Below are 7,835 nucleotides of genomic sequence, written 5' to 3'. Positions count from 1 at the left end.
CTCACTCGCCGCAGAGCCAGCCGCTCCAGCCGGGACACCCGACCCTCCGGCCGCAGAATCAACCGCCCCAGCCCACGTCTCCGACCCGCCCCGCCCGGAATCCGACATCCCGGCCTGAGCCTTCGCCGCTCCCTCCCCCGAAGCCGACGCCCCCACCCCAGCGCCCAGCGTTCCGCCCGCTTCCCCGCCCGGCATCGCCCCTTCCCGTTGCCCGGCGATGGTCGCCGTAGCTCCCTGCTCATGCTTCCGGCACCGCCAAGCCCGTACCCCCACCGCGGTCGGAACCGCCACGACCGCCGTCCACGCCAGCGTCGCCACCCCCACCTGCCACCACACCGGCCCGAACCGAGCCAGCGCGTCCACCCCGAGCGGCCCGCCCGCCAGCCCGGCCAGCACGGCGAGTCCCGCCGCGCACCACACAGCCGCCAGCCCGGCGCAGCCCGCCGTACGCCCCCACGACCAAGGCATCCCCCTCGCATCCTCATCCTCCCCACCCCGGACCGCCGCCCTCCCCGTGAACCACCCGACCGTCACCCCGGCCGCCACCGGCACCACCGCGGCCGCCCAGTTCAGCGACGTCCCGGGGCCCGCCTCCGGTAGCGCCGCCAGCAGGGGGAACGGCGGCAGCAGCGGGCCGGTGTCGGCGGACAGTGGTGCCGTCGTGTGCCCGACGCCGAGCGTGAACCCGGGGCCGAGGGCATAGGCCGCGCCCCACACCGCCGAGTTCGGCACGAGCGCCACGCACAGCAGCAGCACCGCGAACCGCCCCGACCACCCCTGCGTCAGCTGCGCAAAGGCCTCGCGGGCCGCGCCGCCGTGCCACACCAGCGACACCGCCACCAGCAACGCCCCACCCCCGACCAGCACCGCGGCCCCGGCCGCGGCCGCCCGCGCCGAGACACCCAGCCGCTCCCGGGCCTCGGCCCCGAGGAACAGCCGCCGCAGACCGTGCGGCAACAGGATCAGCACGCCGTCCACCGGCCCACAGGGCCGCCCGTACGCCGTCCACACCCCCGCTCCCGCCGCGCCCACGGCGACCATCGGCAGACACACTGCGGCCCACACCCAGTCGGCCCGCAGCGAGCCGCCTCCCGAGGCGTACACCGTGGCCAAACCCCCGACGGCGAGGTACCCCAGCACCACCCCCGCCCACGCCGTACGGACGCCCACCGGTGCCCGACCCGCCAGCTCCCCGTCCACCGCGTCCCGCGCCGCCCGGTGCACCAGCCACACCGGCAGCACGAGCAGCAGCAGCGGCGTGACGCCGACCGGCGCGGGAACGCCGGAGAGTGTGTCGGTGCGGATCAGCTCCGCGCCGTGCGCCAGCAGCCACAGCCCCGCGGCGACATGCAACGCGCCCCCCGGCCCGCTGTCGGGGTAGGGCGAGGTGATCCACAGCACCATCACGAGCACGGCGAACGAGCCGAGCCCCAGCCCGGCTGCGACCGCGCCACCCAGGAGGCTGGCGGCCAGTCCGGGCGATCGGCGACGCAAACGGGTGAGCAGGGATGACAGCGGCGATCGGCGGTCGGACATCTGAATCACGACCGTCATGCTCCCAACGACACACGCTTTCCCGTCGTAACAGGCGAACCTCGGATGTGTCGCCCAATATGTGTTTATGTACTTTTTCGCGCGAAGGGGTGTCCTGTGAGGCAGAGCAGCCCTACGACCCCGCTCCCCCCGCCCAAGGAGCGCCGACGCCTGCGCGAGGCAGGTTCGCTGACCGTGGCTCAGGTCGCGGAGCGCGTGGGTGTCTCTCGTCGGACGGTGCGGGCATGGGAGGCCGGCCGCACGACTCCACACGGCCGGAAACGGGAGGCGTACGCAGAATTGCTGAACGCGCTGACGACCGAGGCCGCCACTGAGACCGGCATCGAGACCGTCACCGATCGCGACATCCCTGCGAAGAAGACAGCTGTAACGGTACGTCACGATCAGCCGGAACCCGCCGCCCAGCCCGACCCCTTCGCGCTGTCGTCACCGTCCTCCCTGACCCCCGCTCAGGCCTTCGACGCCCTCTACGCGTTCTGTGCCCCCGCCCTCGTACGGCAGACGTACCTGCTGACCGGGCGGCGCGAGCTGGCTCGTGAGTCGGTCGAGCGGGCGTTCCAACTCGCCTGGCAGCGCTGGCCCGAGGTGGCCGTCGACCGCGATCCGACGGGCTGGGTCCGGGCGGCGGCGTACGAGTACGCCCTCTCCCCCTGGCACCGGTTCCGCCCGCGCCATCGTCACCCCGAGGCGCCGCCGGCCGACGCGTCCGACCGCACGCTGCTGAACGTACTCCTGAGACTCCCGCCGCCGCACCGCCGCACGCTCCTGCTGTACGACGTCGTGGGCCTCGACCTGCCGGAGACCGCAGCGGAGACGGAGGCGAGCACCCCGGCGGCGGCGAACCGGCTGTTGCATGCACGCGAGGCCGTCGCCGCACGGCTGCCGGAGCTGTCCGACCCGGCCGAACTGCACCGGCGGCTCGCCCGCCTGGCCGACACGGAACGCCTACGGGCCCCCAAACCGTTCACGGTACGCAACGGCAGTGAACGCCGCGCCCGTTTCTGGACCCGAGCCGCCATCGCCTTCACGGTCACCCTCATCGGCGCGACAGCCCTGACCCTGCGCACGGCCCCGACACAGTACGAGCCGCCGGTGGCACCGGGCGAGACGGTACGCGGGGTACCGCCGCGGGCGGCGCCGGGGCCGTTGTCGGAGCAGCAACTGGAGTTGCTGGAGAAGCTGCGCATGGAAACGGCCGGCGGACCGGAGCGGCTGGTGCCGGAACCGAGGTGAGGCGAGGACGAACGAAAACGCCGGTGGGCCCGCCCCCACTCGGGGAACGGGCCCACCGACGGTCAGTCAGAGGACTCAGCCGGCGAGGATCTCGCGCGCCAGCTTCGCCGTCTCGGTCGGGGTCTTGCCGACCTTGACGCCCGCGGCCTCCAGGGCCTCCTTCTTCGCCTGGGCGGTGCCGGACGAGCCGGAGACGATGGCGCCCGCGTGGCCCATGGTCTTGCCCTCGGGCGCGGTGAAGCCCGCGACGTAGCCGACGACCGGCTTGGTCACGTTCTCCTTGATGAAGGCCGCGGCCCGCTCCTCGGCGTCGCCGCCGATCTCACCGATCATGACGATCAGGTCGGTGTCGGGGTCGGCCTGGAAGGCGGCCAGGGCGTCGATGTGCGTGCTGCCGATGATCGGGTCGCCACCGATGCCGACGGCGGTCGAGAAGCCGATGTCACGGAGCTCGTACATCATCTGGTACGTCAGCGTGCCGGACTTCGAGACCAGGCCGATGCGGCCCGGCTTGGTGATGTCGCCCGGGATGATGCCGACGTTGGACTGGCCCGGGGTGATGATGCCGGGGCAGTTCGGGCCGATGATGCGGGTCTTGTTGCCCTTCTTGCCGGCGTACGCCCAGAAGGCGGCCGTGTCGTGCACGGCGATGCCCTCGGTGATGACGACGGCGAGCGGGATCTCGGCGTCGATGGCCTCGACGACGGCGTCCTTGGTGAACTTCTCCGGCACGAAGATGACGGAGACGTTGGCGCCGGTGGCCTCGATGGCCTCCTTGACGGTGCCGAAGACGGGTACCTCGGTGCCGTCGAAGTCCACGGTCTGACCCGCCTTGCGCGGGTTCACGCCGCCCACGACGTTCGTGCCGTCACCGAGCATGAGCTTGGTGTGCTTCATGCCGGTGGCGCCGGTCATGCCCTGGACGATGACCTTGCTGTCCTTGTTGAGCCAGATAGCCATGGTGTGTGGATGTCCTCGTCCTCGGTGCTTACTTGGCGGCTGCGGCGAGCTCGGCGGCCTTGTCGGCCGCGCCGTCCATGGTGTCGACGCGCTGGACCAGCGGGTGGTTGGCGTCCGTGAGGATCTGCCGGCCGAGCTCGGCGTTGTTGCCGTCGAGGCGGACGACGAGCGGCTTGGTGACCTGCTCGCCGCGGTCCTCGAGGAGCTTCAGGGCCTGCACGATGCCGTTGGCGACCTCGTCACAGGCGGTGATGCCGCCGAAGACGTTGACGAACACGGAGCGGACGTCCGGGTCGCCGAGGATGATCTCCAGGCCGTTCGCCATCACCTGGGCGGAGGCGCCACCGCCGATGTCCAGGAAGTTGGCGGGCTTGACGTTGCCGTGCTTCTCACCGGCGTACGCGACGACGTCCAGGGTGCTCATCACGAGACCCGCGCCGTTGCCGATGATGCCGACCTCGCCGTCGAGCTTGACGTAGTTGAGGTTCTTCTCCTTGGCGGCGGCTTCGAGGGGGTTGGCCGCGGCCTTGTCGTGGAGTTCCTCGAAGTCGGGGTGACGGAACTCGGCGTTGTCGTCGAGCGACACCTTGCCGTCGAGGGCGATGACGTCACCGGAGGCGACCTTGGCCAGCGGGTTGACCTCGACCAGGAGGGCGTCCTCCTTGATGAAGGTGTCCCACAGCTTGACGAGGACGTTCACGACCTTGTCGGCGACCTCGGCCGGGAACTTGGCGGCCTCGACGATCTCGCGGGCCTTCGCCTCGTCCACGCCGTCGATGGCGTCGATCGCGATCTTCGCGACGGCCTCCGGGCGGGTGGCGGCCACCTCCTCGATCTCCATGCCGCCCTCGACGGAGGCGATGGAGAGGAAGGTGCGGTTGGCGCGGTCGAGGAGGAAGGAGACGTAGTACTCCTCGAGGATCTCCGGGGCCGTCTCGGCGAGCATGACCTTGTGGACCGTGTGGCCCTTGATGTCCATGCCGAGAATGTCCGTCGCGCGGGCAACGGCCTCGTCCGGGGTGGCGGCCAGCTTCACGCCACCGGCCTTGCCGCGGCCACCGACCTTCACCTGCGCCTTGACGACGGACTTGCCGCCCAGACGCTCGGTGATCTCGCGCGCCGCCTCAGGCGTGTCGATGACTTCACCGGCCAGCACCGGTACATCGTGCTTGGCGAAGAGGTCCCTCGCCTGGTACTCGAACAGGTCCACGCGCTTCCGTCCCTATCAGTGATCTCGCGGTTCGTTGGATGCGTGGGCGTGCCGCGAAGGGCAACGTGACGACCGCATGTGTCACAAGGGAAGCGCACACGGTGTCCGAGCGCGCGGCATGTCCGTCTCGCAGGTTATCCCCGCTTGCTGGGGGTCTCTAAATCGCGGGTCACACCTGAGCGGTGATACCTGTCACATGATGCCGCACTCACTGGCACGGCGTGCCGTCGGTGAGGGAACAGACGGTGACCGGGCAGCGAACAGGCCAGGGACGGCACAGGGCCTCACCGGGCTGGGGTTGACCCGGTGAGGCCCCTTGAACATCCCCGAGGGGCCTGACGTACGGCCCCGGGGCGCGGGGCCGGCGATCCTCACCCCAATGGGGACCGCCGGCCCCGACCGCAGGTTTCCGTCCAGACGGACCGACGGCTTTCGGCCGCCGTGGAGCGGGGCCCTGCGGGGTCTGGATGCTGGGCCTCTGTCCTGCGAGACCGCGCTCGGTCAGATGCTGTACGTGCCGCCCTGGCGTACGTCCTGGACGTAACCGGGGGTGACCGACTCGGCGACGCCCTCCGCGCCGGAGACGGCGTGGCCGGTCAGCGAACCGCCGGTGGACTGGACGGTGCCGGTGAGGTCCTGCGCGAACGGCGCGACCTGCCCGGCGACACCGTGCACGAACGGGGTGGCCTCGCCGGCCACGCCGCCCGCGAACGGAGCGACGTCGCCCACCACGCCGTAGGCCAGCGTCGTGGTGCTGCCGCCGACACCCTCGACCACCGGCCATACGGTCTCGGTGACGGTGTCGACGAGCGGCTGGACTGCACCGGTGACGCCCTGCGCGAACGGCGGCACCTCGCCCGCCACGCCCTCGGCGAAGCCCCCGGCCTGCTCTGTCACGCCGTACGCCAGCGGCGGTACGCCCCCGGCGACCCCACCGGTGAAGTACTCCGCATCGCCCACGACGCCGTACGCCAGCCCGCCCGCATCGGCGACGGCCTGCCCGGCGACCGGCACGACACCCTGCACCGCGGTGTGCGCGACCGGCGGCAGCACGGTGCCCGATGCGTCGCCGGTGACCTGCCCGACGAGGCCCGCGGCGTACGGCGGCACCTCGTCGACGACACCGGTCGCATACGGCGGTACGTCCGCCACCACGCCCTCGGCCACCGGCCGCACGTCCCCGACCGCACCCCAGGCGAGGGACTGCACGTCCGTGACGGCCTCGGCGGCGACCGGCTGCACGCCTGCCACCGCACCGCCCGCCACCGCATGCACGTCCGTGACGGCACCGCCGGCGACCGGCTGCACGCCCTGCACGACGCCGCCCACGACGGGCTGAACATCGGCGACCACTCCGTACGCCAGCGCAGTCGCGGCGTCCACGGCATGACCGGCGACCGCGGCGACCCCGGCGACAGCACCGGTGGCGACCGGCGTCACTCCGTGCACCGCGTCGGTCACGGCGGGCGCGACTCCGTGCACGGCGTGACCGGCGACCGGGGTCACCCCGGACACGGCTCCGGTCGCGGCCGGCGCAACGCCGTGCACCGCCCCGGTGGCGGCGGGCACGACGCCCGCCACGACCTGCTCGGCGACCGGCGCCACACCCGTCACCGCCCGGTCGGCGACCGGCCGCACACCGGCCACGGCGGAGGCGGCGACCGGCGGAACGGCAGCCGCGGCCGTCTGCTCTACCACCGGCGTGACCGCGCCCGGCACGGCGGTGACCGTGCCGACCACGCGCTGCTCGACCCCGCCGACGGTGCCCGTGACGTGGCCCGGCACGGAGGCGACGCTCGCCTCGGCGGCGGTCCTGACGGCACCGACCTGGCCCTGAGCGGTGGTGACCGCACCGGCGGTCCGCGCGTCGGCCCCGGCGACCGCGGCCTGCGCGGCATGCGTCACGCCCGCCGCGGTGCGGCCCGCGCCCGCCACCGCGTACTGCGCCTTCGTCCGTACGACACCCTCGACGCCCTGCGCCTGCGACCGCGCCGCCGCCTGAGTGCCCTGGAGCCTCGTCTGCGCCGCGGCCAGCGCCTGCTCGAGCTCGGGTGCGAAGGCGGAGAGGGGGCCGAAGAGGTAGTCGACCGTGTCCTGGGGCGTGGTGGGTGCGGCCGCTGCGGTGCCGGCGACGGTGGCCCCGGCCCTGATGGCGACCTCGTCGGCGGTGACCTCGGCCTTGGCCTGCGCGGCTCGGGCGGCCTGGGCACCCTGGACGGCCTGCGCGCCCCGGACCTTGGCCGCCTTCGGCACGCTCACGTCGGCGTCGACGTACCGGCGGGCCTGCTCCACGGCACCGCCGTCGCCGGACGATGCGGCGGTCGCGCGGACCCCGTCCGTGGTCGTCCGGGCGGTGCCGAGCACGTCCGTGACGGTGGAGGTCGCCTTGCCGACGCCGGCACCGGTGAGGGCGTCCGTCACGCCGGTGTCCTGCGCGTCGGCGTCGGCGAGGTCGGAGACGACTCCGTCGACGGCGTCGGTGACCTCGCCGAGCGTACTTTCGGCGTCCGTGGTCGTGTCCGACGCGGAGAGGGAGGAGGCGGGCAGTTCGTCGGCGCTCGCGACAGCGGAACCGAGCGCCCACGCGCCGGTGACTCCGGCGGCTATGACGATGGAACGGCGGATGTTCTTGTTCATTGCGTGCGTCTGATCCTTTGGGACTCGACGTCGGAAGCGCGAGCCCGCAAGCAGGTCACCGGGAGGGGCAACCTTGTGCTCGGGCTCGTGCCAGGGGACTTGGGGAGCTTCCGGCGCCGTCTTCCGCTCGCGGTCCGGGGAGTGGGGACCGACGGCTGCGGAGACGACTCCGGCGGCTTCCGTCCGGGGACCGGGGAGGTCCGGACGGTCGGGCAGACCTGTTCCGCCCCCGCGCGGCAGG

At 72.7% G+C, this 7,835-nt stretch carries 5 protein-coding genes; 1 reads left to right on the top strand and 4 read right to left on the bottom strand.

Translation table 11 applies throughout. The features are described from left to right. The coding region (locus ACTWQJ_RS12940; RefSeq protein WP_443306778.1) for a cell division protein PerM at positions 1-1,554 on the bottom strand (1,554 nt) is incomplete at its 3' end. A gap of 96 nt (positions 1,555-1,650) precedes the next feature. Here ACTWQJ_RS12940 and ACTWQJ_RS12935 point away from each other — a divergent pair. Then, complete coding sequence (locus tag ACTWQJ_RS12935; RefSeq protein ID WP_443306777.1) at positions 1,651-2,787, top strand: helix-turn-helix domain-containing protein; 1,137 nt, start codon at positions 1,651-1,653, stop codon at positions 2,785-2,787. A gap of 75 nt (positions 2,788-2,862) precedes the next feature. On the opposite strand, the gene sucD is transcribed toward ACTWQJ_RS12935, so the two are convergent. The 3 genes from sucD to ACTWQJ_RS12920 form a co-directional block, all read right to left on the bottom strand. Further along, positions 2,863-3,747: a succinate--CoA ligase subunit alpha gene (sucD, locus tag ACTWQJ_RS12930; protein ID WP_129799186.1), complete on the bottom strand. Its 885-nt coding sequence runs from the start codon at positions 3,745-3,747 to the stop codon at positions 2,863-2,865. 28 nt (positions 3,748-3,775) lie between these two features. Continuing rightward, complete coding sequence (gene sucC, locus ACTWQJ_RS12925; protein ID WP_443306776.1) at positions 3,776-4,957, bottom strand: ADP-forming succinate--CoA ligase subunit beta; 1,182 nt, start codon at positions 4,955-4,957, stop codon at positions 3,776-3,778. 501 nt (positions 4,958-5,458) lie between these two features. Then, positions 5,459-7,594, bottom strand: coding sequence for a hypothetical protein (locus ACTWQJ_RS12920; RefSeq protein ID WP_443306775.1), 2,136 nt, complete (start codon positions 7,592-7,594; stop codon positions 5,459-5,461). Positions 7,595-7,835: the final 241 nt, after the last annotated feature.

This window comes from Streptomyces sp. KR55 (assembly GCF_052245645.1).
In the GTDB taxonomy this organism is placed as follows: Bacteria; Actinomycetota; Actinomycetes; order Streptomycetales; family Streptomycetaceae; genus Streptomyces; species Streptomyces flavusporus.
Note: the sequence above shows the minus strand (reverse complement) of the source record. Positions and strands in the feature narration are given on the sequence as shown.

What these genes read in the sequence shown, in the direction of transcription:
- sucD (WP_129799186.1), bottom strand. Translation starts at nt 3,747, where the DNA reads ATGGCTATCTGGCTCAACAAGGACAGCAAGGTCATCGTCCAGGGCATG.
- ACTWQJ_RS12920 (WP_443306775.1), bottom strand. Translation starts at nt 7,594, where the DNA reads ATGAACAAGAACATCCGCCGTTCCATCGTCATAGCCGCCGGAGTCACC.